22 protein-coding genes, 1 other RNA gene and 1 pseudogene are annotated in these 25290 nt (G+C 47.5%); 16 read left to right on the top strand and 8 right to left on the bottom strand.

The annotated features are described in order from the left end of the window. On the top strand, window positions 1-281 hold a 281-nt coding region (locus AC1WIP_RS00635; protein ID WP_481139990.1), incomplete at its 5' end, for a DUF4097 family beta strand repeat-containing protein. Window positions 282-526: 245 nt separating this feature from the next. On the opposite strand, the gene AC1WIP_RS00630 is transcribed toward AC1WIP_RS00635, so the two are convergent. The 4 genes and pseudogenes from AC1WIP_RS00630 to AC1WIP_RS00615 form a co-directional block, all read right to left on the bottom strand. Further along, complete coding sequence (locus tag AC1WIP_RS00630) at window positions 527-877, bottom strand: DUF3784 domain-containing protein (protein WP_481139989.1); 351 nt, start codon at window positions 875-877, stop codon at window positions 527-529. A gap of 51 nt (window positions 878-928) precedes the next feature. Next, the gene (locus tag AC1WIP_RS00625) at window positions 929-1870 is read right to left on the bottom strand and encodes a DUF4261 domain-containing protein (protein WP_481139988.1); all 942 of its coding nucleotides are present in this window, start codon (window positions 1868-1870) and stop codon (window positions 929-931) included. Next, window positions 1849-2187: pseudogene (locus tag AC1WIP_RS00620) on the bottom strand (P-loop nucleotide/nucleoside kinase family protein); the annotation flags it as partial. The gene AC1WIP_RS00625 and the pseudogene AC1WIP_RS00620, both read right to left, overlap by 22 nt. A gap of 173 nt (window positions 2188-2360) precedes the next feature. Next, the gene (locus AC1WIP_RS00615; protein WP_481139987.1) at window positions 2361-2963 is read right to left on the bottom strand and encodes a dihydrofolate reductase family protein; all 603 of its coding nucleotides are present in this window, start codon (window positions 2961-2963) and stop codon (window positions 2361-2363) included. 850 nt (window positions 2964-3813) lie between these two features. Between AC1WIP_RS00615 and metG the strand changes: the two genes are divergently transcribed. From metG to AC1WIP_RS00580, 7 genes are all read left to right on the top strand, one after another. Then, window positions 3814-5808 carry a methionine--tRNA ligase gene (gene metG / locus AC1WIP_RS00610; RefSeq protein ID WP_481139986.1) on the top strand — a complete coding sequence of 665 codons (1995 nt, stop codon included), beginning with the start codon at window positions 3814-3816 and terminating at the stop codon, window positions 5806-5808. Between the two features lie 137 nt (window positions 5809-5945). Continuing rightward, window positions 5946-6881 carry an alpha/beta fold hydrolase gene (locus tag AC1WIP_RS00605; RefSeq protein WP_481139985.1) on the top strand — a complete coding sequence of 312 codons (936 nt, stop codon included), beginning with the start codon at window positions 5946-5948 and terminating at the stop codon, window positions 6879-6881. 15 nt (window positions 6882-6896) lie between these two features. Then, complete coding sequence (locus tag AC1WIP_RS00600; RefSeq protein WP_318703149.1) at window positions 6897-7391, top strand: GNAT family N-acetyltransferase; 495 nt, start codon at window positions 6897-6899, stop codon at window positions 7389-7391. A gap of 36 nt (window positions 7392-7427) precedes the next feature. Beyond that, entirely contained in the window at window positions 7428-8147 is a 720-nt protein-coding gene (locus AC1WIP_RS00595; protein ID WP_481139984.1) for a YesL family protein, read from the top strand. Between the two features lie 234 nt (window positions 8148-8381). Further along, complete coding sequence (locus tag AC1WIP_RS00590; protein WP_481139983.1) at window positions 8382-9494, top strand: ABC transporter ATP-binding protein; 1113 nt, start codon at window positions 8382-8384, stop codon at window positions 9492-9494. A gap of 251 nt (window positions 9495-9745) precedes the next feature. After that, window positions 9746-10834, top strand: a complete 1089-nt coding sequence (locus AC1WIP_RS00585) for a PucR family transcriptional regulator (protein WP_481139991.1) — start codon at window positions 9746-9748, stop codon at window positions 10832-10834. Window positions 10835-10926: 92 nt separating this feature from the next. Continuing rightward, complete coding sequence (locus AC1WIP_RS00580; protein ID WP_481139982.1) at window positions 10927-11859, top strand: DUF6128 domain-containing protein; 933 nt, start codon at window positions 10927-10929, stop codon at window positions 11857-11859. A 1-nt stretch (window position 11860) separates the two neighbouring features. On the opposite strand, the gene AC1WIP_RS00575 is transcribed toward AC1WIP_RS00580, so the two are convergent. The 3 genes from AC1WIP_RS00575 to ffs all read right to left on the bottom strand — a co-directional run bounded on the left by AC1WIP_RS00575 (window position 11861) and on the right by ffs (window position 12933). Continuing rightward, entirely contained in the window at window positions 11861-12046 is a 186-nt protein-coding gene (locus tag AC1WIP_RS00575) for a hypothetical protein (protein ID WP_481139981.1), read from the bottom strand. A 5-nt stretch (window positions 12047-12051) separates the two neighbouring features. Continuing rightward, window positions 12052-12774, bottom strand: a complete 723-nt coding sequence (locus AC1WIP_RS00570; protein ID WP_481139980.1) for a radical SAM protein — start codon at window positions 12772-12774, stop codon at window positions 12052-12054. A gap of 59 nt (window positions 12775-12833) precedes the next feature. Continuing rightward, window positions 12834-12933: signal recognition particle sRNA small type (gene ffs / locus AC1WIP_RS00565), an RNA gene on the bottom strand. 174 nt (window positions 12934-13107) lie between these two features. Between ffs and AC1WIP_RS00560 the strand changes: the two genes are divergently transcribed. Together AC1WIP_RS00560 and AC1WIP_RS00555 are read left to right on the top strand one after the other, a co-directional pair. Next, window positions 13108-13764: a flavin reductase gene (locus AC1WIP_RS00560; protein ID WP_481139979.1), complete on the top strand. Its 657-nt coding sequence runs from the start codon at window positions 13108-13110 to the stop codon at window positions 13762-13764. 37 nt (window positions 13765-13801) lie between these two features. Next, window positions 13802-15025, top strand: coding sequence for a DUF1266 domain-containing protein (locus AC1WIP_RS00555; RefSeq protein ID WP_481139978.1), 1224 nt, complete (start codon window positions 13802-13804; stop codon window positions 15023-15025). Window positions 15026-15044: 19 nt separating this feature from the next. Here the strand turns inward: AC1WIP_RS00555 and tadA are convergent, their stop codons facing one another. Continuing rightward, window positions 15045-15554 carry a tRNA adenosine(34) deaminase TadA gene (gene tadA / locus AC1WIP_RS00550; RefSeq protein WP_481139977.1) on the bottom strand — a complete coding sequence of 170 codons (510 nt, stop codon included), beginning with the start codon at window positions 15552-15554 and terminating at the stop codon, window positions 15045-15047. A 416-nt stretch (window positions 15555-15970) separates the two neighbouring features. Here tadA and AC1WIP_RS00545 point away from each other — a divergent pair, with 416 nt between their 5' ends. The 6 genes from AC1WIP_RS00545 to AC1WIP_RS00520 all read left to right on the top strand — a co-directional run. Next, window positions 15971-17176 (top strand): hypothetical protein, encoded by a 1206-nt coding sequence (locus AC1WIP_RS00545; RefSeq protein ID WP_481139976.1) that lies wholly within the window; start codon window positions 15971-15973, stop codon window positions 17174-17176. After that, complete coding sequence (locus tag AC1WIP_RS00540) at window positions 17169-19127, top strand: hypothetical protein (RefSeq protein ID WP_481139975.1); 1959 nt, start codon at window positions 17169-17171, stop codon at window positions 19125-19127. Before AC1WIP_RS00545 ends, AC1WIP_RS00540 begins: the two co-directional genes overlap by 8 nt. Then, window positions 19124-20842, top strand: coding sequence for a TIM-barrel domain-containing protein (locus tag AC1WIP_RS00535; RefSeq protein WP_481139974.1), 1719 nt, complete (start codon window positions 19124-19126; stop codon window positions 20840-20842). Before AC1WIP_RS00540 ends, AC1WIP_RS00535 begins: the two co-directional genes overlap by 4 nt. Before the next feature lie 174 nt (window positions 20843-21016). Continuing rightward, window positions 21017-22546: an ABC transporter substrate-binding protein gene (locus AC1WIP_RS00530; protein WP_481139973.1), complete on the top strand. Its 1530-nt coding sequence runs from the start codon at window positions 21017-21019 to the stop codon at window positions 22544-22546. Between the two features lie 99 nt (window positions 22547-22645). After that, window positions 22646-23575: a helix-turn-helix domain-containing protein gene (locus AC1WIP_RS00525; RefSeq protein ID WP_318703136.1), complete on the top strand. Its 930-nt coding sequence runs from the start codon at window positions 22646-22648 to the stop codon at window positions 23573-23575. A 51-nt stretch (window positions 23576-23626) separates the two neighbouring features. Continuing rightward, on the top strand, window positions 23627-25290 hold a 1664-nt coding region (locus AC1WIP_RS00520; RefSeq protein WP_481139972.1), incomplete at its 3' end, for a glycoside hydrolase family 38 N-terminal domain-containing protein.

Raw genomic sequence — 25290 nt, 5'->3', positions numbered from 1 at the left:
CCCGGATAGAGACAGGCAGCGGGGATATCTCCCTGGGCGTTACAAAGCTTGGGGGAGATATCTGCTTAAAAGGAAGCAGCGGTGACACTGAGCTGCACCTGCCGCAGGATTGCGCCTTTTTCTTTGAAGCAGGAACCACAAGCGGCAGTATCCAGACCTCCTTTGACCAGACTTTGTCCTTCAACGATAAAGGAAACTGGGCGGAGGGAAGTGTGGGGGAGAGTCCGCAATATTCCGTTTCCTGCAGCTTTACCAGCGGGGACGTCCGGGTGAGACGGTGACTGCTTGAAAAGCTCCGGTGCAGGAGGAGATAGTATCAATCGAAATCCAACTTTTTTCCGGCAAAATTCAAAGCTGCGTAAGGATGCCAAATTCGGCAAGCAGTATCTGGAAGGTAAGTATGGCGCTGATTCATACCTTAGAAAAAACGTCGGCAGGAATATCTGGAAAAGAAAGAATTTCGATGCTATATCTTCTGTGAAGGTCAGCAGACAGAACCATCGTATTTTGAAGGCCTTAAGCGCTGCTAATGTTCTTTTTTGTGTCTGTCAACTAGCAGTAAAATAAACATAATAATCCATACCGCCCATGCAGTCAGACAACCGATTCCTTCATATCGCAGGTCTATCATTATTCCTGCGGCGAACGGAAGCGACATAAATAACATTCTTTTTCCATAAGACCGGCACATAGCGTTTTCATCATGTTTCTTTCGCTCATCTTCTGACTTCATATTGTAGCCGGTCAGGAATCGGGCAGCTTTCCCCTTTGATTTGCAAAAACCGATTCCCAATAAAAACATAATTACTGCCATTGTGAAATCAAAAATAATATAGAATATCATATTGTCACTTCCTTCAGTCTGATCAATTCCCATTTCCCGTTCTGTCTGCCTGCCAGATAAATGGCATATGTCATGCACAAAACATCAACTGCGATTACCGGCGGCGTACTCATTCATGCAGATATCCAGAACCGCCCTTGCCGGCTGAATCAAGGCATCCTCATACTGGCACTTCCATTGGATATCCTGCACGATCGCACCCTCCCGGATACCGTCAATGGTATCCCCGTTTTTTATGGGGTTTTCATTGTTCAGCAGATACAGCGCCATGTTGTAGGCGTGATTTACCACCCAATTTGGATCCATGTCGTGGAAATGGTACTGCAGATCCTCTATGAACAAAAGGCTTAACCCCAGCGTGTCTACGATGTGATCCTTCGTGCCCTGAATATTGAAAAACCGGACATTTACTGCATACCTGATAAAACGATCAATACCGGATATTTCTTTTTTCCGGATTTCGTCCGCTAAAATCATTTTCCCGGAATTGATGTTGTAGACAGCTTCGCACTGGGGATACAGCTCAAGCAGCGCCTCCAGATAATCCATCAGCATATTGGCCCGTTTCTTGGCAGGCAGGCCGCCCCCAAGGGTATCAGTGGCCAGAACCTGATATCTGCATTCCGATAAAATATGATCTCTGTCATCCATGCAATCCCACATCTGGCTGCGCCGGAAGTCATCGATTTGATCAGTGGCAAATTCATCGCAGTTGGAAACCATCAGCATAACCGGAACACCGCCATCTTTCAATTCAGCAATATAATCATGGGCAGCAAAATTCACACAAACACCGCGCTCCCCAAACTGTTCCACATTTCCCAAATGCTTTGACAACGCCTCCAGAAATTGCTCGTTGGAAGGCATTTCGCATCTTTCCTTCATCAAAAGCTGCACCATGAACACCCCGCCGGGACGTATCTCTGGAGCCATCTTCTGTGACAAATCCTGCTGGTGGTTCTGGGGCTGTGTCTTTGCTGGCTGGCTTGATTTCTTTCCTTTTTTCAGTTTTTCAAATAATCCCATGCTGATTCTCCTTCTTGTTCCAATTCTTCCTTCGCAGGTATTTCGAATAATCCTGACCATTCATCAAATTCTTCTTTTGCTACATAAAATATAGCATTTTTTCCGGCCGATTGATTACGGGCCGCCAATCGCTCCCAAATAATATCAGTAGGAATATCCATGTAATGGATTTTGAAATTTGCTCCCAAGGAATGGGCTTTTCGTCTAAATTCATCACGTTCTGATTTTGTCCAGAACCCAAAATCAAGGATAACATCGACATCCGACCTTAAAACTTTTACGGCGATTTCCCACATTAGTTCTTCAATCTTTGTATGACGTTTATCATGTTCTGGATCTGAAACTTTATTGCTTCTGTAGTTTTCCCACTGCCTGGCAAGCCTGCCATCAAATGAAGTGTCGCCATATTATACCTCGTTTCATTCTGCTTCCCTACTCTGCCTTATGCTGCATTGTACCATGCTCAACGCCCCGATAAATGGGAAGTTGGTCAGCGAATCACTTTATAACGCAATCTGAGATATGAGTCCTTCAAAACAATACAATCCTGCAATTCCAACACTCCTAAGTGTGATAATTCGCTGTCTAACAGCAGAGATTCTCCGTCAATCAGGGTGGATGTGTCCTTGCCGCCGGTTTGTATGGTAATCCTTTGACAGCCATATTCCGACTTGAGTTTTACAAGTGCATCCGTCAAAGACAATTCGCTCTGATGGATAATGTGAAGGTTGTTTTCGTTCACCTGAAAAGCTGGATGGTCTACATTGGATGTGACCAGTACAAATTCTTTTGACAGGGTGCAAAGATAACGGACACCATGTTCAGTTAAATGATTGTTGTCGATTACCACAAAGGAAACCGGCGTCTTGTTTGGCATTTTCCTCTTGTTAACGCCAATTTTTGCCTGAACCCTGCCGGAGTTGAGCGACCATAAATCGGTTGTCTGTTCTATCTCATAATATTGGTGCAGTCCCTCTTGAACGCCCGCAATTTTAGGAAAATCCTTATCCACATCTAAATCGTCTGTTGCACCTGTGCTGATTTTTCCGTCAACAGACATAAGCATAAATAGCGTTGTAATTGGCCTTTCCATTCCGTTCCTCCAAATTCTCATTGAACAAAACTGTGGCATATTCTCTCCCCTATAAAACGAATATCAATTTGGTCAGGCTATCTGTTGTTCCTCTGTTTAGATTTATGATTAATGATTGCTTTTATCACAATGCAAATCAGTAACATAATGATGGTAAATGCACCATACATTAAGACGCTTGTATACCACGGCGCCGATCGCACAGCGTACAATTTGGGATGAGTCTTGAAGTCCCAAACAGTATAAATCCCATGCCCAATAAATACACCAACAAAAGCCCCCATAATGATGTTTAAGATGGTATTCAATTTTTTCAAGCAATCACACTCCTTTGGCAAATTCCGATTTTCCGCTCTGTCTTATGCTACATTGTACCATGCACAAGACTCAAATTCTACCAGTTTATTGATACAAAGGATTGACATTTCCATAATTCCTGTGCTATTCTTACTTTAATTTAAAGGTCTGCAAAGGCAGTGACGAAGAGAGTACATTTCACAGAGGCTTTACAGAGAGCATTCCGGCCGGAGAGATTTATTTTCGGCATGGCTGAGAGGAATGGAGCTTAAGGAAATGGAAGATGGCTTCCGAGCAGCGCACCGAGCTTTTCCACTAAAAACGGCATCCCGTCTTTATAAGCGGCCGGGACAGGAGAAGTAAGGCTGCGACAGGTTCCGCCTGTTACAGCGGATAGGGTTACTGACCCGAAGAGGTCTGCTTTGCGAAAAGCAGATAAAGAGAAGTGGTAACACGGGCATATGCTCGTCTTCTATATACATAATATAGGAGACGAGCTTTTTCATTTCCGCGAATGAGCAGAGTCAGTTTTTTGGGAGAAAGGAGCAAAATTATGGAGAATAAAGGAAAATATTATCTTACCACAGCCATCGCCTACACATCGGGAAAGCCTCACATAGGCAATAACTACGAAATCGTGCTGGCGGACAGCATTGCAAGATTCAAACGCAAGGAGGGGTATGATGTCTTTTTCCAGACCGGCACCGACGAGCACGGCCAGAAGATCGAGCTGAAGGCTGCCGAAGCAGGGGTAACGCCCAAGGAATACGTGGACAAGGTAGCGGGCATTATAAAGAGTCTCTGCGATCTTTTGAATATTTCTTATGATAAATTTATCCGCACCACCGATGAGGAGCATGAAAGGCAGGTGCAGAAGATATTCAGAAAGCTTTATGAACAGGGAGACATTTACAAGGGCTCCTATGAGGGACTCTACTGTACTCCCTGTGAATCCTTCTGGACAGAGTCCCAGCTGGTGGACGGGAAATGCCCGGACTGCGGCAGAGAGGTAAAGCCTGCCAAGGAGGAAGCGTATTTCTTCCGCATGAGCAAATATGCGGACCGGCTCATTGCCCATATCAATGAACATCCGGAATTTATCCAGCCCGTATCCCGCAAGAATGAGATGATGAATAACTTCCTGCTTCCGGGACTGCAGGATTTGTGCGTATCCCGCACCTCCTTTAAATGGGGGATTCCGGTGGACTTTGACAATAAGCATGTGATCTATGTGTGGCTGGACGCTTTGACCAACTACATTACGGGAATAGGGTATGATGCAGACGGGGAGAGCTCTGAGCAGTACAAAAAACTGTGGCCTGCGGATCTGCATCTCATCGGCAAGGACATTATCCGTTTCCATACCATTTACTGGCCTATCTTTCTGATGGCGCTGGGAGAGCCCCTTCCCAAGCAGGTATTCGGTCATCCCTGGCTTTTGACGGGCGGCGGAAAGATGAGCAAGTCAAAGGGGAATGTGGTGTACGCTGACGATCTGGTGGATTATTTTGGCGTGGACGCAGTGCGCTACTATGTGCTTCACGAGATGCCCTATGACAATGACGGCAACATCACCTGGGAGCTGGTGGCGGAGCGGCTGAATTCCGATCTGGCAAACACCCTGGGCAATCTGGTGAACCGTACCATATCCATGAGCAACAAGTACTTTGGAGGGATTGTGGAAAATAAGGGCGTGCAGCTTACGCCTCAGGACAAAGCCATAGATGAGGATATGGAAAACACAGTGACGGCCGCTTATGAAAAGGTCTGTGAAAAAATGGAGACCCTTCGGGTGGCGGACGCCCTGACGGAAATCTTTACCATATTTAAGAGATGTAATAAGTATATTGATGAAACTGAGCCCTGGGTGCTGGCAAAGGATCCTGCCAAGGCAGACCGGCTGTCCACGGTGCTTTATCATCTGGTGGAGGGCATTATAATCGGCGCTTCTTTGCTGGAGCCCTTTATGCCAGAGACTGCACAAAAGATTGCCGCTCAGTTAAATACCTCCCTTCGGGATTTTGACAGGCTGAAGGAGTTTGGCCTCTATGAGAGCGGCACAAGGGTTACGGAAAAGCCGGAAATTCTCTTTGCGCGTCTGGATATGAAGGAAGTGGCTGCCAGGGAGGAAGCGGTTGCAGCTGCCGCAGAGCAGGAAAAGGAAACGGCACAGACACAGGAGGCGGAGGTAGAAGCGCCTGTGATTGATGTGGAGGATAAGGAAGAGATTACCTACGATGATTTTGCGAAGCTGCAGTTTCAGGTAGGAGAGATCATAGCCTGCGAGGCCGTGCCGAAATCTAAAAAGCTCTTGTGCAGCCAGGTGCGTGTGGGAAGCAGGGTGCGCCAGATTGTATCCGGCATCAAGGCATATTATACTCCGGAGGAAATGGTAGGCAAAAAGGTGATGGTTTTAGTGAATCTAAAGCCTGCCACCCTTGCGGGCGTGGTTTCTGAGGGAATGCTTCTGTGCGCGGAGGACGAACAGGGACGCCTGGCGCTGGTGACCCCTGAGAAGGATATGCCTGCCGGGGCCGAAATCTGTTAATTTTTTCTAAAGGGGTTAAAATCCCGTAGAAAATAGGTTATAATGGATACATGGTTCTTATAAAAGAACCATGTATTTTTGCACAAAAGAAGCGACAGATGCTGATTGCTTTTTTAAAAGAAGGCCGGAGGTGCATTTTGAGAAAGGAAGCGTTTTATTTCGACTCCAGGGATGGGAAAAGCAAAATTCATGCTTTGCGATATCTGCCTGACAAGGAAGAGCCTGTCTGCGTGGTGCAGATCATCCACGGTATGGCGGAGCATGTGGAGCGGTATGAGGAATTTGCGGCGTTTCTCGCAGAACGAGGCTGTGTAGTTACCGGAGAGGATCATCTGGGACACGGGAAAAGCGTGCGGGAGGGAGAACCCTACGGATATTTCTGTGAGCAGGACCCGGCTACGGTGGTGGTGCGGGATGCTCACCGGCTCAAAAAGATCACCCAGCAGATATATCCGGAGATTCCCTACATCATTGTGGGCCACAGTATGGGCTCCTTTATTCTGCGCAATTATCTGTGCCGTTATGGAACAGGCATTTCTGGGGCGGTTATTATGGGAACGGGAATGCAGCCGCCTGGGCTGATCAGGGTCTCTAAGGCGTTTGCCCGCCTGCAGAAGCTGTTCTTCGGCTCCAGGCATGTGAGCAGGGCGCTGGATAAGGCTGCTTTCGGGGGCTATAACCAGAAAATAGAAAATCCCCGAACATCCTTTGACTGGCTGAGCCGGGACGAGAGCCGGGTGGATCAATATGTTGCGGACCCTCTGTGCGGATTTGTATTTACCGTAAACGGCTTCCAGACACTTTTTGAGTTGATTTCCAGAATACAGAAAAAGGAAAATCTCGAGAAGATGCCCAAGGAGCTTCCGCTGCTTGTTGTGTCAGGAGACAAGGATCCGGTGGGGGACTATGGAGAGGGTGTGCGCAGGGCTTATGCTTCCCTGAAGGAGGCAGGCATGCAGAATGTAGCCTTGGAGCTGTACGAGGGAGCCAGGCACGAGCTCTTAAATGAAATCAACAGGGACACTGTCATGGAGGATATCTGGCAGTGGATGGAAAAATGGTGTAAAAGATAGGGGCGGTGTTCTGTGATGAGTGAAAAGCGAATGTCCTATGAATTCAGGTGGGCGAAAGAGGATGAATGGGCGCCTGCCATGGAGATGATCTGGAAAACCTTTTTGAAGTTTGAGGGGAATGACTATACGGAAGAGGGAATTCGGAATTTTTTTGATTTTATAACGGATGACAAACTGCATGCGGCTTTTCTGCGGGGGGATTACCAGATGATGGTAGCCCTTGACAAGGGCCGGGTGATCGGCGCAGGTTCCATCAGAAACAGGAACCATTTGTCCCTTTTGTTTGTAGATGAGGATTATCACCGAAGAGGAGTGGGGAAAACCTTGCTGGAAAAGCTCTGCCAGTACTTACAAAGAGAGGAAGGGGAACGCTATATGTCATTAAAGGCGGCGCCCTATGCGGTGGAATTTTACCGGAAGCTTGGTTTTAACGCGGTGAATGGGGAGGAGGAATACTCGGGAATCCGGGTGACCTCCATGGAAAAAATTTTTGACAGAAAGAGCTTGTAATACACAGCTTGTACAGAGGAAAGGATTAGACGGAAAATGAAAATTTTTGACTTAGACAGCCCGTTGATGCAGTTTTTAAATAAGATGGCAGATTTGCTCTGGCTGAATATTTTGACCTTTATCTGCTGCATCCCCATTGTTACCATTGGCGCCTCCCTGACCGCTATGCACTACATGGCGTTAAAGATGGTGAGAAATGAGGAGTGCTATATCACCAGAGGTTTTTTTAAATCCTTCAAGGAAAATTTCAGGCAGGCAACCTTGATCTGGCTTCTGCTTCTTGTTTTGTTTGCTGTTTTGATCGGAGACTTTTTCATTATGAGAAATTCCGGCATGGAGTTTCCCCAGGCCCTTCAGATTGTGATCACTGCTGTGGGAGTGCTGGTGCTGTTTACCGCCACATTTGTGTTTCCGGTGCTTGCAAAATTTGAAAACACCATATACCGTACATTGAAAAATGCCCTTATTATGAGCATTCTGCAGTTTCCCAAGACCATTGCCATGCTGATTCTTGGAATTGTGGTTCCCATTGCGCTGTATATCTTTGTTCCGGCGGCTACGCCAGTGGTGTTTTTATTCGGATTGTCGGTGCCTGCCTTTCTATCCGCATTGATGTATAATAAATTTTTTAAAAAGCTGGAGGCCCAGATGGAGGAAAACAGCGGTCCAAAGGAGAATCAAAACCCGGAAGAGGATGAAAGAATCTTTAAAGACGAGCTTGATGAGACGCTGGTAGACAGAGAGGACCGTAAGTAAGGTCTGTTCTTGTGTATTCTGCACAGGAAAAAGATCATATTTTGTTCAGAATGACCAATGGACGAAAAAAAGTCCAAGTTTATAAGCAATTCTTACAATAGGAAGCAAAATCTTTGTGAAATAGTGGTATGGCGCAAAAACAGGATTTTAGATATACTTAATTCAGACTCAAATGACGAAAGTCAAACTATCAGGAAGAAAAGTATTTTGTAAACATGAAAGGAGTTTACCAGTATGGCAAGTTTATCTTTAAAGAATGTCTGCAAGGTATATCCCAACGGATTTGAAGCGGTTAAGGACTTCAATCTTGAGATTGCAGATCAGGAATTCATTATTTTCGTAGGACCTTCTGGATGTGGTAAGACCACTACCCTTCGTATGATTGCAGGTCTGGAAGACATTTCCTCCGGTGAGCTGAAGATCGGCGACAGAGTTGTGAACGATGTGGAGCCCAAGGACAGAGATATCGCAATGGTATTCCAGAACTACGCTCTGTATCCTCATATGTCCGTATACGACAATATGGCATTTGGTCTGAAGCTGAGAAAGGTTCCCAAGGATCAGATCGACAAGATGGTTAAGGAAGCTGCCAAGATTCTGGATTTGACTCCTTTGCTTGATCGTAAACCCAAGGCTTTGTCCGGTGGTCAGAGACAGCGTGTTGCCATGGGCCGTGCTATCGTTCGTAATCCTAAGGTATTCCTTATGGATGAGCCTCTTTCCAACCTGGATGCAAAGCTGCGTGTGCAGATGCGTATTGAGATTGCCAAGCTGCATCAGAAACTGGGCACCACCATCATCTACGTTACCCATGACCAGACAGAGGCTATGACCCTTGGTACCAGAATCGTAGTTATGAAGGACGGTGTAATCCAGCAGGTAGATACACCTCAGAATCTGTATGAGAAGCCTTGCAATCTGTTTGTAGCAGGCTTCATGGGATCTCCTCAGATGAACTTCCTGGATGCTACCGTTAAGGTTACCGGCGATATCGCAAACTTGGAGATCGCAGGCCACAGCATTCCTCTTCCTCCCGCAAAGTCCAAGAAGCTGATTGACGGCGGTTATGATGGAAAGGTTGTTACCTTTGGTATCCGTCCTGAGGATGTGTATGATTCCGAGATGTACATTGAGACCTCTCCTCAGAGTGTATTTGAATCCACCATCAAGGTGTACGAGCTGCTTGGTGCAGAGGTTTATCTGTACTTTGATCTGGATGAGTACGCTATGACTGCAAGAGTAGATCCTCGTACCACTGCAAGACCTGGTGACACCGTTAAGTTTGCGCTTGATGTTGAGAAGATTCATGTATTCGACAAAGAGACTGAGCAGGTTATCACAAACTAGTAAAATAAAGGCTGCCGCGTTTTTCGAGACATCCTTATGTAAAGGAAACATAGAAACCCCTTTGGCTGTTTGAAAGGCCAAAGGGGTTTTTTTATGGAGAACGGGGTGTCTGCAGATGCGGCATTTATTGTCCGGGAAAATAAAGTTTCAACTTGCGGGCTTATGGAAAATAGGCTATGATTATTTGTAAGAACCGGCAGGCGAAAAGAAGCGCTGCAAACTTTGACAGGCTGAAAGAAAGGAAAGGGAAAATGATTACAGGTCAGATTATTCAAACAAGCATAGACGAACTTAAGGCAATTACAAAAGTAGACCTGGCCGTATATGACATGACGGGAATTCTGGTAGCCTCCACCATGAGCCAGATGGAGATTACGGTAGACTTGATTGTGGGCTTTGCAAATTCTCCGGCGGACAGCCAGGTGATCGGAGTCCATCATCTGTTAAAGATATTGGACGAGGGAGACCCTCTTTATGTACTGGTGGCACGAGGCATGAGTGATGATGTATATATGGTTGGAAAGATCGCAGTGTGCCAGATTCAGAATCTGGTCATTGCCTATAAGGAGAGATTTGACCGCAACAATTTTTTCCAGAATCTTCTGCTGGACAATCTTCTTTTGGTGGATATTTATAACAGGGCCAAGAAGCTTCATGTGGAGGTGACGGTGCCCAGAGCGGTGTTCCTTGTGGAGACAAAGCTGGAAAAGGACGGTATTGTCACAGAGCTGCTAAAGGGTATGTTTTCCAGCCAGGCAGGAGATTATATTACGGCGGTGGATGAAAGCAGCGTCATATTGATCAAGGCGCTGGAGCAGGACGCGGAGCCGGAGGCGCTTGAGAGTGTGGCAAACACTATTGTGGCAATGATGAATGCAGAGGCCATGATGAATGTAAAGGTTGCGTATGGCACGGTAGTCCAGGAGCTTAAAGATGTGTCCAAGTCTTACAAGGAAGCCAAGATGGCTTTGGATGTGGGCAAAATATTTTATGTGGAGAGGAGTGTAGTGGCTTACAGCACACTGGGAATCGGACGCCTGATCTACCAGCTTCCCGTGAATCTGTGCAAGATTTTTATCGAGGAGATTTTTGGAGAAAATGTGCCAAGCGATCTGGATGAGGAGACGCTGACCACTATCAATAAGTTTTTTGAAAATAATTTGAACGTGTCGGAAACCTCCAGACAGCTGTTTGTGCATCGCAATACGCTTGTTTACAGGATTGAAAAGATACAAAAAAGCACAGGGCTGGATCTGCGCAATTTTGACGATGCGCTGACCTTTAAGATTGCCCTTATGGTGGTAAATTATATGAAGTATTTAGACTCCTTGGAATATTAGAGACAACCTCCCGAATATACTTGTAGTAAGAAATAAAATCCAAAATGCCGTGATTTCATTTCCTGACAAAGAGATATTCGGGGGGATTTTTTATGTTTTATGACAGACGAATAAAATATCTGGATTATCTGGAAAATAAGGAACGCTGTAAGGGGGCGGGATTTGTCAAAATGGAGGTGTGGGATAAAGCCCTGCATCTTACTGTTCAGGTGAACGGTCTGCGTCAGGGAGACACCTTTGAGCGGGATGTGTTTCTTTTGGACGAGCAGCGGGAGGAAAAGCTTGGGAGCATCAGACTGGAGAGAGGAAAGGGAAGTCTTTTGCTAAGGAATTTGAACAGAGGCTCCATTGGGGAAACGGGTATTTCCTATGACAGCCTTGTGGGAATCAGGATTCCTCTTGGGAGCGGCAGGGAAATTTACGGTGCCTTTTCCAAGAGCGAAAAGGCGGAAGTGCCAAAAGAACCGGAGGAGCCTCTTACGGCAGCGGAAAGAACCCTGCCGGAGCCTGAGAAAGCTTTGCCTGAAAATCCGAAGCCTGCCAAAAAAGAGCCGCAGGTCTGCATTAGTGAGCCCGAGCCTGCAAAAGCTCCTTTGGAAAAATCGGATCCCTTGCCGGAAGACGTGCAGGCTTCTGTCAGAGAAAGAGAAGTGGAAAAAGAGCATATGCGGCTGGCGGAAAGCAAATGGCAGCAGTTGTCTGCCGTATATCCTCATATCAGGCCTTTTCGCGATGAAAGAGATTATCTGTCCATAGGTCCTGCTGACTTTGTGGTTCTGCCGGAAAAATACTACCGCATGGCCAATAATAGCTTCCTGCTCCACGGCTACTATAACTATGAGCATTTGATATTAACCAGAGTGGAGCGCAGAGGGCGCATTCTGTATTATGTAGGAGTTCCGGGAAATTTTTACGACAGAGAAAAACAGGTTGCTGTTATGTTTGGCTTTGAAAGCTTTGAGTGCAAGGAGGAACCTGCAAGGCAGGGGGAATTCGGGTACTACCTGATGCGCATTGAGCTTTAGGTTACAGCCCCTGGCCGTCAAAGGAGGGGATAAAGCTCTCGGCGGCGGTTTCTCCCTCCTGAATATATCCTTGCTCGATTCCTATTTTTTCTGCAAAATCTACTACTCTGGCATATTCGGAGGGCGTGACCCTGCGGTTGAGCTGGGGGATATGGGCAACATGAGGAAGCGGAGTGTATTGATTCATAATGCTCACATAAACCTGGTTTCCAAAGGTGTCGTGAAGATAACGCAGAATTTTTTGGAATCCTTTGTCTGTCCCGGCAGGACCAGATGGCGCACAATCATTCCGCGCTTCATCAGGCCGCTCTTTTCGTCAAACTGGGGAGGGCCTGTCTGCCGCAGCATTTCCTCCAGCGCCTTGGAGGCCCATTCAAAATAATCCGGCGCCTGGGCGCAAAAGCGGCCAAGCTCAGGGGAAAAATATTTGAAATCGGGAAGATAAATGTCCACCAAGCCCTCAAGAAGCTTCAGGGATGAAACTCTCTCGTAGCCGGAGGTGTTATATACAACCGGAATGGACAGGCCCTTTTCCCTGGCCTTCTTAAGGGCATGGCAGATTTGTGGAATAAAATGACTGGGAGTCACCAGATTGACATTAGCCGCATTCTGTTCCTGCAGCTCCAGAAAGATTTGACAGAGGCGCTCTTCGGAAAGAAATTGCCCCTGCCGTCCCAAGGCGATTTCATGATTTTGACAAAAGACACACTGCAGGCTGCAGCCGGAGAAAAATACAGTACCCGACCCATTAGGACCACAGATACATGGCTCCTCCCAGAAATGAAGAGCGGCCCTGGCGGCAGTAAGCCGGGCAGTCTGACCGCAATAACCGGTTCTGCCGTTTAATCTGTCGGCGTGGCAGCGACGAGGGCAGAGGGTGCAGTCCTGCATAAAAGAACTTACATCTATATTCATAGGCTTCCTCGTTAAACAGATGAGATACAAAGGCCGTACACACCGGGGAGAGACGGCAGCTCCGCCCGGCTTCCTCACGGCACATGGAAGGTTCTGCTTAGTGCTGCTTTGTTCCCAACCTGACACGGTTCACAGATTCCCATTGCGTGAGACCGAACTTCATCATTGTCGTCTCCAAACCCCGGATAATGTACGGCTTTTTTAGTGTATCGGTTTCCGGGGCATTTGTCAAGGCAAATACAAAATAAAAGTGGTATCTTTGCCGCTTTTATGCTATGCTGAATAAAAGGGGGAAGCCCCAATTATATGTACGCTCACGCAAGGAGGAAGGAAATGAACAAAAATGCGTTTCGTCAGCTGTCGTATGGAGTTTATGTGATCAGCACATGGGATAAGGGAAGGGCTACGGGATGTACGGCAAACAGCGCCATGCAGATCACTTCGGAACCGGCTTCCATTGCCATAAGCATCAATCATGACAACTATACCAATCAGTGCATTCAGGAATCGGGGAAATTTGCCATCTCCATATTAGGAGAAAATACCGATTCCGGCATTATCGGCACCTTCGGCTTTCAAAGCGGCAGAGACCACAACAAGTTTGATGAGACGGAGCATCTCATCAAAGACTGTATGCCGGTGGTGGCTGATGCCTGCGCCTATATTGTGTGCGAGGTCATTGACAAAATGGAGACCTCTTCCCACACGGTTTTTCTGGGCAGGGTAACGGATGCGGACATTCTCAAGGAGGATGACGCAATGACCTACGCATATTATCACAATGTAATCAAGGGGAAAAGCCCGAAAAATGCGCCCACTTATATTGCGGAGGAGGCAGCGGAGGAAGGGGCGGCTTCCGGAACAGAGGCAAAGTATGTGTGCAGCGTCTGCGGCTATGTGTATGACGGGGAGATTCCTTTCGAGGAGCTGCCGGACAGCTTTACCTGCCCTGTGTGCAGACAGCCCAAAACGGCTTTTGTAAAAAAATAAATCCAAAGGAAAAGGATGAGGGAGGAAAAAATTAAATATGAGAAACAAATGGAAAAAATGGCTTGTTTTATGTACTGCAGTGATATTCGGCGTTTTGATGCTCCAGGGCTGTGCGGGGACGCAGTCTCCTGAAAAGATGCTGGAATCCATGAAGGAGTTTTCCACAGAGGATGGAACGGCGTCCATTTATCTGAACGAAAACTGGACGGTAGAGGATTTGGGCGTTGACTATTGGCTGTGTGCCGGAAACACCTTGGGAAATCAGGTTTTTATCATGATGCAGTCGCCGAAAAACGGCTTTGACGGTTTTGCTTCCAATATGGAGGAATTAAAGGAGCTGTTCAAGGAATCCTACAGCTTTTCGGGGGAGAGCGCTGAGGCTCCTGAAATTCCCCTTATGACCGGAGTGACGGCGGAACAGGGGCAGATGAATACTGACCTGGGCACCATTGACGGCTATGCTGTTTTCGGTGAGACAGACTACGCCTATTATGCTCTTTTGTTTGGGGCGGATAATATGAACGACAGCTTTCTGGCCAGCGCAAAGGTTTCCTGCAGCCAGTTTCAGGAAAATGCACCTGAGGAGGTGGATTATACCACCGCAGAGCTTACGGATACAGTGCGCTGGTTTAATGCCTCTTATGCGGTGCTGACAGATTTCAACGGCTGGGATTACAACCGTTTTGGCGGACTTCCTGCCAATGAAGAATCTAAGGCGGCGGTACAGCAGCTGCTGGTGGAATGGTGGGATGTGACGGATCGGGCTTCCGCGGATGAGACGCTGGATTGGATTTTGTCGGAGGGGCATAGAGTCGGTTTCCGGGATGAGATCGGGATTTTGGAGGATGCCGGAATCGGCAGCGTCTCTGCACAGGACAGAATAAGCTTCCTGGAAAGCGAGTTTGGGCTAGATGAGGCAAGCGCACAGTTTTACGCAGATATGTATGATATGTATCTGGAGTGCGGGGAGACTGCCATAGACGGCTGGGACTACTGCAGAGCCTTAAATCTTCTGGGCTACTATTATGTGGCAGGATATTACACAGAGCAGGAGGCTTTGGATACGTCTCTGGAAATTGCCTTGGCCGTGCAGCCTGAGTTTACATCCTGGGATGAGCTGATTGAAAGCTATATGCGGGGATACGTATATTGGGCGGAGGAAAGCGCGGATGACCGCCGGGCGGTATACGAGGATCTCAAGACAAGAAGTGATAATCCTTATGCGGTAGACTATAACACGGTTTTGGAAAAAACCTGGTAATCATAAAAGGCAGAACGCTTTAAGAAGGGCTGTTCTGCCTTTTTGCTTCCTTTTCCGCCTTGTTTCGCAGGCGAAGCTCGGCAAAAAAGGTTTTCAGCATTTCGCTGCACTCATTTTCCAGCACGCCCTGAGTCACTTTGGCCTGATGGTTGAAGGCGGGATTCTGCAGAATATCCAGCACAGACCCGGCACAGCCTGCCTTGGGATTCCTGCAGCCCATGACTACTTCTGGAATACGGGCCTGTATGATGGCTCCGGCGCACATCTGGCAGGGCTCCAGCGTCACATAGAGTGTGCAGTCCTCCAGCCGCCAGTCGCCTATGACCTTGCTGGCCCTTTTAATGGCGGTAATTTCTGCATGAGACAGCGTATTTTTGTCGGTATTGCGCCGGTTGTAGCCTCTGCCAATGATGCGGCCCTGGTGTACGATGACACAGCCGATGGGAACCTCCCCCAGCTTATATGCTTTTTTTGCCTGCTTTAAGGCTTCTCTCATATATTTTTCCGAGATGCTTTCTATCTGTGCCATGCTTTCCCTCACCTTTTTGCAGCCCATTGTACTTCCCAGAGAGGAATCTATGGGGCATTTCTATACGGGGATTATTTTACCACACATTTTAACGTAATGCTATGAAAGATTAGGAGAACGGCAGATATTCTTTGGGGAAAGCGTTTCCGATTCCGGGAACGCACTTTTTATGTGCGAAATAAAGACTCTCCTTTTCGAAATTGACTGAATATGTCAGTAGGATGGCACAAATTGGCTTTGTATTATATTTATGTCTATTTTATAATATCAAAATAGATTGTAGAACAATGTTTTTGAGAATGCTGTGATCTTCTGCGGAAAGGGGGAGGGCAATGATGCAGAACAGCAATACAAGAATAACTCACAGGTGTGATAACAATTATCTGAAAATGGCTCCTCAACCTGACGGAGTGCTGATGGGAAGAAAAATTCAATGGTTTCATCATAAATCTCTGGCAGACTGGGGATATAAGAAAACGCAGACAGATACATTTGCCGTGCTGCATCCGCTGGATGAGGAGAAATATAGCGGCACAAAAACATATCCTCTGTATGTTGTATTTCACTCTTCCGGTCATGACGTGTTTTCAGCGGTGGCCTGCATCTGGCAAAAGGGCAATCATAGTATTTATCATGCTCCTGTGGGGATGTACGCCTTATACCTGGACTGCCGCCAAAATGAAGATGATTGGTGGTGGGGAGGAAATTCCGCACTGGAAATTCTGAGCGAAGACCGTAGGGGGATTAAAAAACAGCCGGTCGAGATGCGGTGCATTGCCACTGTGGAATGGGTAGCGGATCATTATCCCATAGATCGGAACCGTATCTATGCGGTGGGAAATTCCATGGGGGGAAGCGGTGCTTTGGGAATAGCGATGTGTCGTGGAGATTTGTTTGCGGCGGTAAAAGTGAATGTTCCGGCAGGTGTGCGGCATCTGGTGGACCGCTGTGATTTAGAGCATACGGTTTTGAACGGATTCTCTATTCCTGATCCGCCTGTCCTGGTAGATTACTCGGCGCAGAATGACCCCTGGTCCGCAGGACACCAGCATCTGTACAGGCTGATGAGAGAGAATCGTTATGCCATCTTGGGATATTGGGGTAATTTCGGACACGCCAATGATGACGAAGTCATTGAAAAGGAAAATGATTTAGTACACTCATTTGATCTCTTTCAGGTAGCCTTAAACCAGCCATATCCAGCATTTACAAATGCAGATACGGACGATATCGTTCCGTGGGCTGATGATGGTTCCATCATCAGTGATGCTGCTGGACAGGTGAACGCTTATTTCCGATGGGGTAAGGCCGAAGAGGGCGAAAAGCATATAGCAATCCCGCTGAGACTCCTGTCGCCGGATGAAAGAATGTCGAAGTTTGTCTTTCCGCAGACTGCAAAGACTGACATAACATTGAGGCGCTTGCAAAAATGCCATTTTCCGCCGGGCGGCCAGGTGACCTGGAAGTTTGGCAGCTGCGGCGGCAGTGTAACGGCGGATGAGCGAGGGCTTGTAACGATTCCGCAGATTACGGTAGAAAGACAGGAAAAGCGATTGATTCTCCACTGTGAAAACATGGCAAAGCAGCCAGATAAAAAAGAAGGGAAAACGAAAAATGTATAAGACGATCGTACCGACCTTAATAACGAATGGACATTTTAACCGGGAGATTACCTTGAAGGAACTGAAACGGATTGGAGCAGACTCTGTGGCTCTGGCAGTGGAGCGGGAACTGCAGTATCGGTTTTCTTCTCCGGAGAATCTGCAGCTGCTGCAGGAACTGATAGAGTACTATCAGGAAAATGGGCTGGATGTCCTTGTGTGGCTGGGAGAAACCTTTGGTCATGAGGGGGGAAAACCGGAAGGAGATCAGCCCTATGCCAATATGCGGCTGATTGACGAAGGAGATATCAAAGCTTTCTGCCCTCTGGATGAGTCTTTTAAGCAGGATATGTGCTTGTGGATCAAGAAAATTGCAGAATGCGGTGCAAAAATGATCCTGTTGGACGATGATTTCCGTCTAGGACTGCGTCCAGGACTGGGCTGCTGCTGCGACCTGCATCTGATGGAGCTGAAGCGGGAATTGGGGGAAGCGATATCTGTAGAGCATCTTCGTGAAAAGATATTTCACGGAGGAAGCAGCAGATACCGCAGCGCATGGATGAAGGTTCAAAGAGAATCTATGTATCGTTTTGCAAATGCACTGAGAAAAGCAGTGGATGCTGTTGATCCTGGCATCCGGCTGGGAATGTGCTGTTCATTGGGAAGCTGGGATGCTGAGGGGATAGATGTATTTCAATTAGCAGAAATCTTAGCAGGTGGAACAAAGCCGATGATTCGAACCTGCGGAGCGCCCTATTGGGCTACTCAACAGCCAGAGTATAATCGGCTGGGGGATGTGATAGAGGCCACACGGACACAGCTCGCATGGTGTCGTACGCAGGAAATTGATGTAATCACGGAGGGCGACACCTATCCGCGGCCCAGATTTGCCACCCCGGCTTCATATCTGGAATGCTTTGATATGATCCTGCGTTCGGACGGAAATGCAGAGGGTATTTTAAAATATGCGTTTGACTACATTTCGGATGCAGACTATGAAACGGGCTATGTGGACGCAGCAGTGCGTAATCAGGCGCTATATCAGTGGATCGGCAGAAATTTTAAATCCGGCCAATGTCTTGGGGTTCGTCCCTATAACGTGACTCATCTGCTGGAACATTCCCAGATGGACGGGGAAAAACCGGAGCTTTGGGAGAAAATTCAGACCAGAAGCGTCCGCTATCCGTCCCTCAGGCTTGCAGCGGCAAATTCCCTTCCGATTTCGTATGAAGAGGGGAACGTGAATATAGTGTTTGGCGAAAATGCACGTTATATCCCTTGGCAGAAATTAAAGGATGGCGCCATTGTGGATTTGCCGGCGGCGAAGATTTTAATGGAGAGAGAGATCGATGTGGGAATCCAGTCGATCCTTTCCAGGGACGCGTATGTAAAACCGGGCTTTACCGCAGTGCCCCAGGAATTTTTCATAGAAGAAAAAATATATACCCGCCTTTCTGATGGTGTGGAAATCTCAAAAATCAATCATAAGAATGGCGCTGAAATTCTTACGGAGTATCATGATCCGGCCGGAATGGAAGCAGGCGTGTTTACATACGAAAATGTTGACGGAATGCGGTTTTTGGTTTTTCCTTTTGATGCAGAGCAGGCAAGGGATCATCTGGGGTGGCTTGATTCTTACGCCCGGAAGCGGCAGCTCATAAAGAGGATTCCATGGCTGCAAAGAAGGAAAATGGAGGTGTATGTTGCCGGAAATTATCCGCATTTGTATCTTATGGCAAAAAGGAACCAGGAGGGCATTACGATAGGATTGTGGAATTTATTTGAGGACGAGGCTGTAAACGTTGAGGTTACTGTGGAACTGCCGATAAAGTATGTTTCGTATGCAAATTGCAGCGGACACCAGGATGGAAACAGGATTGTATTGGACACGTCCCTGTATCCCTTCGCATTTGCGGGAATCAGATGTGATTTGGAAAAGCCGTCGGCTGGAAAGGATGGGGGGAAGGGATGAAGAGAATCGTATTTGGAACCCCGGAATCAATCACTCCGGTTTTGTTCTGTAAAAATTTTACATATATAGAAACGAAGATAAATTATCATACAGATCAGATTAAATTTCGATGCAGCGCCAGGGGGTGCTCTCTGACGATGCCTTTGGGAGCAAAGGAGCAGATTTATGGACTGGGTCTGCAGCTGAAGGCGTTTGCACTGAGGGGAAAGAAGCTTACCCTGCGGCCAAATGCCGATCCAGTGGCCGCTACGGGGGATTCCCATGCGCCGGTTCCTTTTTTTGTCAGCACCGCAGGATACGGCATCTATGTGGACACAGCGCGTCAGGCGGAATTTTATTTTGGATCTTCTGATCTGAAAGGAACGGACGGGGGAATTCGAGAGGCCGAGGATATCGCTGTTTCGACAGAAGATTTATATGCTTTCAGGGACTTGGGAAGCTCCAACATCAGTATTTTTATTCCGGCGGCACAGGGTGTAACCCTTTATGTGATGGAGGGCAGGACCATTACGGATATCGTTGCGCAATATAATATGCTGTCGGGAGGAGGCTGCGCAGTTCCAGAGTGGGGGCTTTCCGCCGTGTACCGCTGTTACAGCAGATATTCCCAGGAGCAGGTTCTGCGTACGGCCAAAAGACTGAGAGAAAGGGGGCTTGCAGTGGGCTGTATCGGGCTGGAGCCGGGCTGGCAGTCAAAGGCTTATCCATGCTCATATGTGTGGAACAAAGAGCTTTATCCGAATCCTGATTCCATGCTTGCTTCGCTGAGGCGGCTCGGCTTTCATGTAAACCTGTGGGAGCATGGCTTTGTACATCCGGATTCACCGATTTATAAGGAATTGTACCCCCTGATGGGAAATTACACGGTCTGGGGAGGGGGAGTGCCAGATTTTTCTGTGAAGGAGGCCCGCAGAATTTTTGCAGCTTACCATAAAAAGCTGGTGGCAATGGGAGTGGACGGCTTTAAGCTGGATGAGTGCGATGGGAGTGATTATACGGGAAGCTGGTCCTTTCCCAATATGGCGGATTTTCCCTCTGGAATGGACGGGGAGCAATACCATGCCCTGTTCGGCGTCTTGTATATGCAGACGATACTGGAGGCGCTGGATGGGAAGCCCGCCTTTTCCGAAGTACGAAACGCAGGAGCGCTCTGCGCGCCGTATCCCTTTGTTTTATACAGTGATCTTTATGATTACACAGATTTTATCCAAGGCTGTGTCACCGCAGGCTTCAGCGGACTTTTGTGGACGCCGGAGGTAAGGGACGCCGCTTCAAAGGAGGAATTTTTAAAAAGGCTGCAGATCGGCGTGTTTTCGCCTCAATGTCTGCTGAATGCGTGGTACTGTAAGGAATTTCCCTGGGAAACACTGCACTGCGAGGCAGAGACAAAAGATCTTTTGGCACTGCGTGAAACCTTGAAGCCGCTCTTAATGAGAGCCTTTGAAGGATACCGCAGGGCGGGAATTCCGCCGGTCAGGGCACTGGTGAGCGATTACACGGATGACACAGAAACCCATCAGCTGGACGATGAATATTTGTTTTGTGACAATTTATTGGTAGCGCCCATGCCTGTGGGCGCCTCCTCGAGGCGGGTTTATCTGCCGGACGGGCAGTGGCGGGATTTCTATACCAAGGAGAGGATACAAAGCGGCTGGTTCAGTGTAGAGACTGATCTTATTCCAGTATATGAAAAAGCAGACGGTTTTGGACGTTGAAATACCGGAGGACAACAGAGCGTCTAAATTTGACATATTGCTGGCAAAGATGTGTATTGCAGAGATAAAATTTGTCGAATATTATATGATTATAGAATAAGTTCAAATAAAAAGCGCGCTTTTATTATAAAAATTATACAAAATAACGATTTAAAGGAGAAAAGGAGGAAAATTATGATGAAAAAGATTTTATGCCTGGGACTGTGTGCAGCTTTGACAGCGGCAGGCCTGGCAGGATGTTCAACGGAACAGACTGATCAATCGGCTTCCCAGGACATAGTGAGTGCGGAAACAACGGGTACGGCCGCAGTGGACGCGGGCACAGAGACAGCCGCCGGAGAGACCGCTGCAGATCCTCTGCGGGCTGACGAAGGCACAACGATTTCGGTTGCGCACTGTCAGGGCGAGTATATTTACGAAAGCTTTTATGAGATTTCTGATAAATTTACGGAGATGACAGGAATTGAAGTAGAGTGGATTGAGCTTCCGGCAACGGATTATGACACATGGGTAACGGCGCAGTTTGCTGCTGGAACAGAACCGGATATTTTCTGGAATGCACCAAAGGAGTACTTTGATCAGGGAAAGATCATGGATTTGACTGCGTATTATGATCAGGAAAATGTGTTTAACGGGGTAACGTGGAAGGACTGCTTCACTGACGGCGCACTGGTCAACAGCATGAGCACCGATGGAACAAAATATATTTCCACGGCAATGACTGGCTTTACGTTTAACCTGTATTATAACAAGGACATTATGGAAGAGCTGGGCCTGGGAACAGAACCGCCCGAGACTTTCACTGAGATGATTGAAATGATGAAGGTCTGCAAAGAGGATGGCAGATATATCCCCATGAGCGTTCAGAATCTCAATGATACCAATGTAGGCTGGCTGGAGCGGATTTTTATGGATGACCTGTTTCATAATACAGACGTGGTGGAAAAACTGGACATCATAACTCCAAACGGAGCCATTGATTACCCGGAAGCGATGCTGGGATTGGAAACGGGGGTTTTAAATTACGATGATCCGCGGTTTGAGGAGTATTTTACTTTAATGAAAGATCTGACGCAATACTGGAATGAGGATTACAATGCCGCCGGATGGGAATATGAAGGCTTATTTAATAACGGAGAAGTGCTTTTCAATGTCAACGGCGGGTGGTATCCTGGTCAGGTGGTCGAAAACGGATATGAAGTAAACTATGGTGCGGCACCAATGCCCTATGTGGATTCAGCATATTCGGAGTTTGGCTTGGACGAGCCACTTTTATATGCGCCTCCAGCAGGGGAAGCAGTATTTTTTATCTCTCAGAAATGTGCGGATGAAGGCCGGGGTGATGCGGCCGTTAAATTCCTTCAGTTTATGACATGTCCCGAAGGCGGAGCGCAGATGTATATCGACGCAGTCATGCTGGGAAGCTGCATCAAGGGCGTAACCCTGCCGGAGGAGGTAGGCGCTTTGGCGAATGCCGAGACAGGGGATGCAGTGACAACCTGGGTACAGCTTGCCTTCCAGTTCTCTGATGAAGCTTACAGCAAATACAGGGAGCTGTATGTGGCATACCTGGATCCGTCTTCAACGCAGACTGCAGCGGAGCTCATTGCCGCATTAAAAGAAGAGGTGCTTCCGTTATTGGATGAGGCCATTGAAGACAGTACGGTGGATGTAATGTCTTATGTGGATCAGGTACAAGGATAAAATCGGTGTGCATTGATCGCACAGAAGGGCGCTCCGGCTCCCCAGAAAACAGCCGGAGCGCCGGAACGCCCGTTTTATTATGTTAACAGGAGTGTGCGTATGATTCCTACCAAAGCGATAAAGACACATGTGTATTTGGAGCGGGAAATGTATATGGAGTTTGAGGGACTTCATATTACAGTGACTAGATTTACGAGAATAGATGACGATTGCGAATGGGAGATTCCTGCGCATGCTCATATGAATTATGAGATGCACTATATCTATGACGGAACGGGATCGATTGGGCTTGGCGACAATGTGTTCCGAGTAGGAGCGGGGGATTTTTATATCTGCCCGCCATTCATTGATCACAGCCAGAAGGCGGACTGCCAGCATCCAATGAAAGAGTATTGCATTGAATGTTCCTTGAAAACCGAGAATTGCGGGGAAGCAAATGGAAGCCAGAATGAAAGCGTATTGCTGCTTCAAAGGCTCAGTCAAATATTGTATTGCAAATACAGCGACAGCGACGGCATTTTGATAAAAAATTTTTCACAGATGGATGCCATATTCAGCAGATACAAAGAAGCTGAGAGATTTCAGAGCGATTTGCTGGTAAAAGCTTTAATGCTGCAGACTATATTGAGTATGCTGATTTTTTCTACTGCAAATCTGGGAATCCAAAGCATTTCCAGAAATCAGAACAATATCAATTATCAGAGAGCTTCCAGTATCAAAAATTATCTGGAGGCAAATTATAAAACAAATATCACGATTAAAGACTGTACACAGGTCTTTTATCTCAGCGCAAGGCAGATTGACCGAATATTGGAGAAGGAATATAATGAAACTTTTCATGAAATGCTGACAAAGACGCGGGTGAATGTTGCGATAAAACTTATGCAGACAACAGATTATTCCATGGAAAGAATTGCCGCGGAAGCGGGCTTCAGCGGATACCGGCAGATGTTGCGCAGCTTGAAAAACTATGGAATTGAACGGCCTGCCCGCTTACGGGAGCAGGATCAGCTTGGCCGGAGGACGTGAGAAATTCTTTAAAATGTACGGCCTGTCAAAACAGGCAGGAAGGCGTTTCTGATGAAAAACATGAATCTTATTATCAATACACATTGGGACAGGGAATATCGCTGGTCTCTGAGAGAGACACAATATCGTCTTGTGGAGGCTGTGGATGAATTGCTGGACATCATGCAGAGGGATGAAAAATTTTGCTATTTTCACACGGACAGTCAGGTATCTATGCTGGATGATTATCTGAAAATGCGTCCTGAGAGAACACAGGAGGTGAAAGACCTTGTCAGCGCCGGGCGCATCCTTACCGGACCATGGTATACTTTGCCGGCAGAATTTTTGGTGAACGGAGAATGTCTTGTCCGAAATCTCCTGCTGGGGCATCAGATATCGGGCGCTTTGGGAAGAACCATGAAAGCAGCGCATAATATTTTCAGCTGGGGTCAGGTTTCCCAGCTTCCGCAGCTGTACCGGCAGTTCGGGATGGATACGATCACATTCTATCGGGGCATCAATCAAACGGAGCTGAATACCCTGGAATTCCGCTGGAAGGGAGCGGACGGGAAAGAGTCGCTTGCAATTACATTTGGGGAGTATCACAGGCTGAATTTTTGGCGCTTTGTGTACAAGCCTTATATTTTGGGCGGAGGACGCATGATTGGGAACAGCCTGAAAAATGCTTTTTCCAGGGACGACTTAGGCGATGCGTATCTGACACAGATGTGCGGAGAGAGCCTTGCGGAGAATAATCACTGGCTGTCCAATCAGACGCCGGTCAGAGATTTTGAAAGTGCAAAGGATGGCTTGAAGCGGCTGATTGAAACAGTAATCCACAAGGCAGTGACGGACGAACTGCTGTTTTTTCAGGGGTTTGATCAGGAAAATCCGGATCCTATTATAACAGAGCTGGTGGATCGCCTGAATGAAACCCTGGATGACGGCAGGATTGAAATTGCATCTCTGGAAAATTATATAAGCAAGGTGCGCGACCATATTACTCCGCAGATTTACGATGCGCTCCCGGTCAAAAGCGGGGAAATGCTGGAGGTGGAGAAAAAGGGCGATCCCTTCGGTCCGCTGTATAACGGCGTGTTTTCAGCAAGAATGCCAATAAAGCTGAAAAATGCGCAGGCAGAATATGAGCTGATCAATGGCGCGGAGCCTGCGGCCGCATGGTCGGCTTTGCTTGGCAATGAGTATCCGGCGCAGCTGCTTGGCCATGCCTGGAAGCAGCTGCTGCAGAATCAGCAGCATGACGGGATTGGCGGATGTCATGTGGATCGTGTGACGGAGGCCATGATGGAGCGGTTCCGTGAGACAATGGATATTTCCGAAACGATCCTTAAGAAATCGCTGAAGCAGGTCACGGGAGAAATTGATTTTTCCATGCTGGGGGCGCAGGAAATCGGAGCCGTAGTGTACAATACACTTCCCTTTGAGCGTACCGGAATGGTGACATGCACGGTTGACGTGCCCCTTTCCTGGAATCTGCGCTATGCCAATAAGGGGAGAAGAGAAATTTCCATAGATGTGGCGGATTTTGAGGGAAATTCAATCCCGGCACAGATGCTGAATATTGAGGACGATACGGTTTATGCGTATTTAAAATATGGTGACACTTTTGATTTTGATGTGAGCCGATGTAGGCTGGTGATGCAGCTGCAGGACATCCCGCAGAATGGGTTCCTTGCTTTGAGGCTGCGGCCAAAGGAAGGGGAGCAGCGGCCGGT

The organism is Acetatifactor sp. (genome assembly GCF_982438285.1).
The sequence above is the reverse complement of the archived record's forward strand: the minus strand, read 5'-3'. Positions and strand labels throughout refer to the sequence as shown.

Bases quoted from the DNA above. Each gene is read 5' to 3' on its own strand.
- AC1WIP_RS00580 (WP_481139982.1), top strand. From the start codon at position 10,927: ATGTTTTATGACAGACGAATAAAATATCTGGATTATCTGGAAAATAAG.
- AC1WIP_RS00615 (WP_481139987.1), bottom strand. From the start codon at position 2,963: ATGGAAAGGCCAATTACAACGCTATTTATGCTTATGTCTGTTGACGGA.
- AC1WIP_RS00575 (WP_481139981.1), bottom strand. From the start codon at position 12,046: ATGAATCAATACACTCCGCTTCCTCATGTTGCCCATATCCCCCAGCTC.
- AC1WIP_RS00530 (WP_481139973.1), top strand. From the start codon at position 21,017: ATGATGAAAAAGATTTTATGCCTGGGACTGTGTGCAGCTTTGACAGCG.
- AC1WIP_RS00590 (WP_481139983.1), top strand. From the start codon at position 8,382: ATGGCAAGTTTATCTTTAAAGAATGTCTGCAAGGTATATCCCAACGGA.
- AC1WIP_RS00600 (WP_318703149.1), top strand. From the start codon at position 6,897: ATGAGTGAAAAGCGAATGTCCTATGAATTCAGGTGGGCGAAAGAGGAT.
- AC1WIP_RS00545 (WP_481139976.1), top strand. From the start codon at position 15,971: ATGGGAAGAAAAATTCAATGGTTTCATCATAAATCTCTGGCAGACTGG.
- AC1WIP_RS00540 (WP_481139975.1), top strand. From the start codon at position 17,169: ATGTATAAGACGATCGTACCGACCTTAATAACGAATGGACATTTTAAC.
- AC1WIP_RS00525 (WP_318703136.1), top strand. From the start codon at position 22,646: ATGATTCCTACCAAAGCGATAAAGACACATGTGTATTTGGAGCGGGAA.
- AC1WIP_RS00570 (WP_481139980.1), bottom strand. From the start codon at position 12,774: ATGAATATAGATGTAAGTTCTTTTATGCAGGACTGCACCCTCTGCCCT.
- AC1WIP_RS00625 (WP_481139988.1), bottom strand. From the start codon at position 1,870: ATGGGATTATTTGAAAAACTGAAAAAAGGAAAGAAATCAAGCCAGCCA.
- AC1WIP_RS00630 (WP_481139989.1), bottom strand. From the start codon at position 877: ATGGGAATTGATCAGACTGAAGGAAGTGACAATATGATATTCTATATT.
- AC1WIP_RS00535 (WP_481139974.1), top strand. From the start codon at position 19,124: ATGAAGAGAATCGTATTTGGAACCCCGGAATCAATCACTCCGGTTTTG.
- AC1WIP_RS00555 (WP_481139978.1), top strand. From the start codon at position 13,802: ATGAGAAACAAATGGAAAAAATGGCTTGTTTTATGTACTGCAGTGATA.
- tadA (WP_481139977.1), bottom strand. From the start codon at position 15,554: ATGGCACAGATAGAAAGCATCTCGGAAAAATATATGAGAGAAGCCTTA.
- metG (WP_481139986.1), top strand. From the start codon at position 3,814: ATGGAGAATAAAGGAAAATATTATCTTACCACAGCCATCGCCTACACA.
- AC1WIP_RS00585 (WP_481139991.1), top strand. From the start codon at position 9,746: ATGATTACAGGTCAGATTATTCAAACAAGCATAGACGAACTTAAGGCA.
- AC1WIP_RS00560 (WP_481139979.1), top strand. From the start codon at position 13,108: ATGAACAAAAATGCGTTTCGTCAGCTGTCGTATGGAGTTTATGTGATC.
- AC1WIP_RS00595 (WP_481139984.1), top strand. From the start codon at position 7,428: ATGAAAATTTTTGACTTAGACAGCCCGTTGATGCAGTTTTTAAATAAG.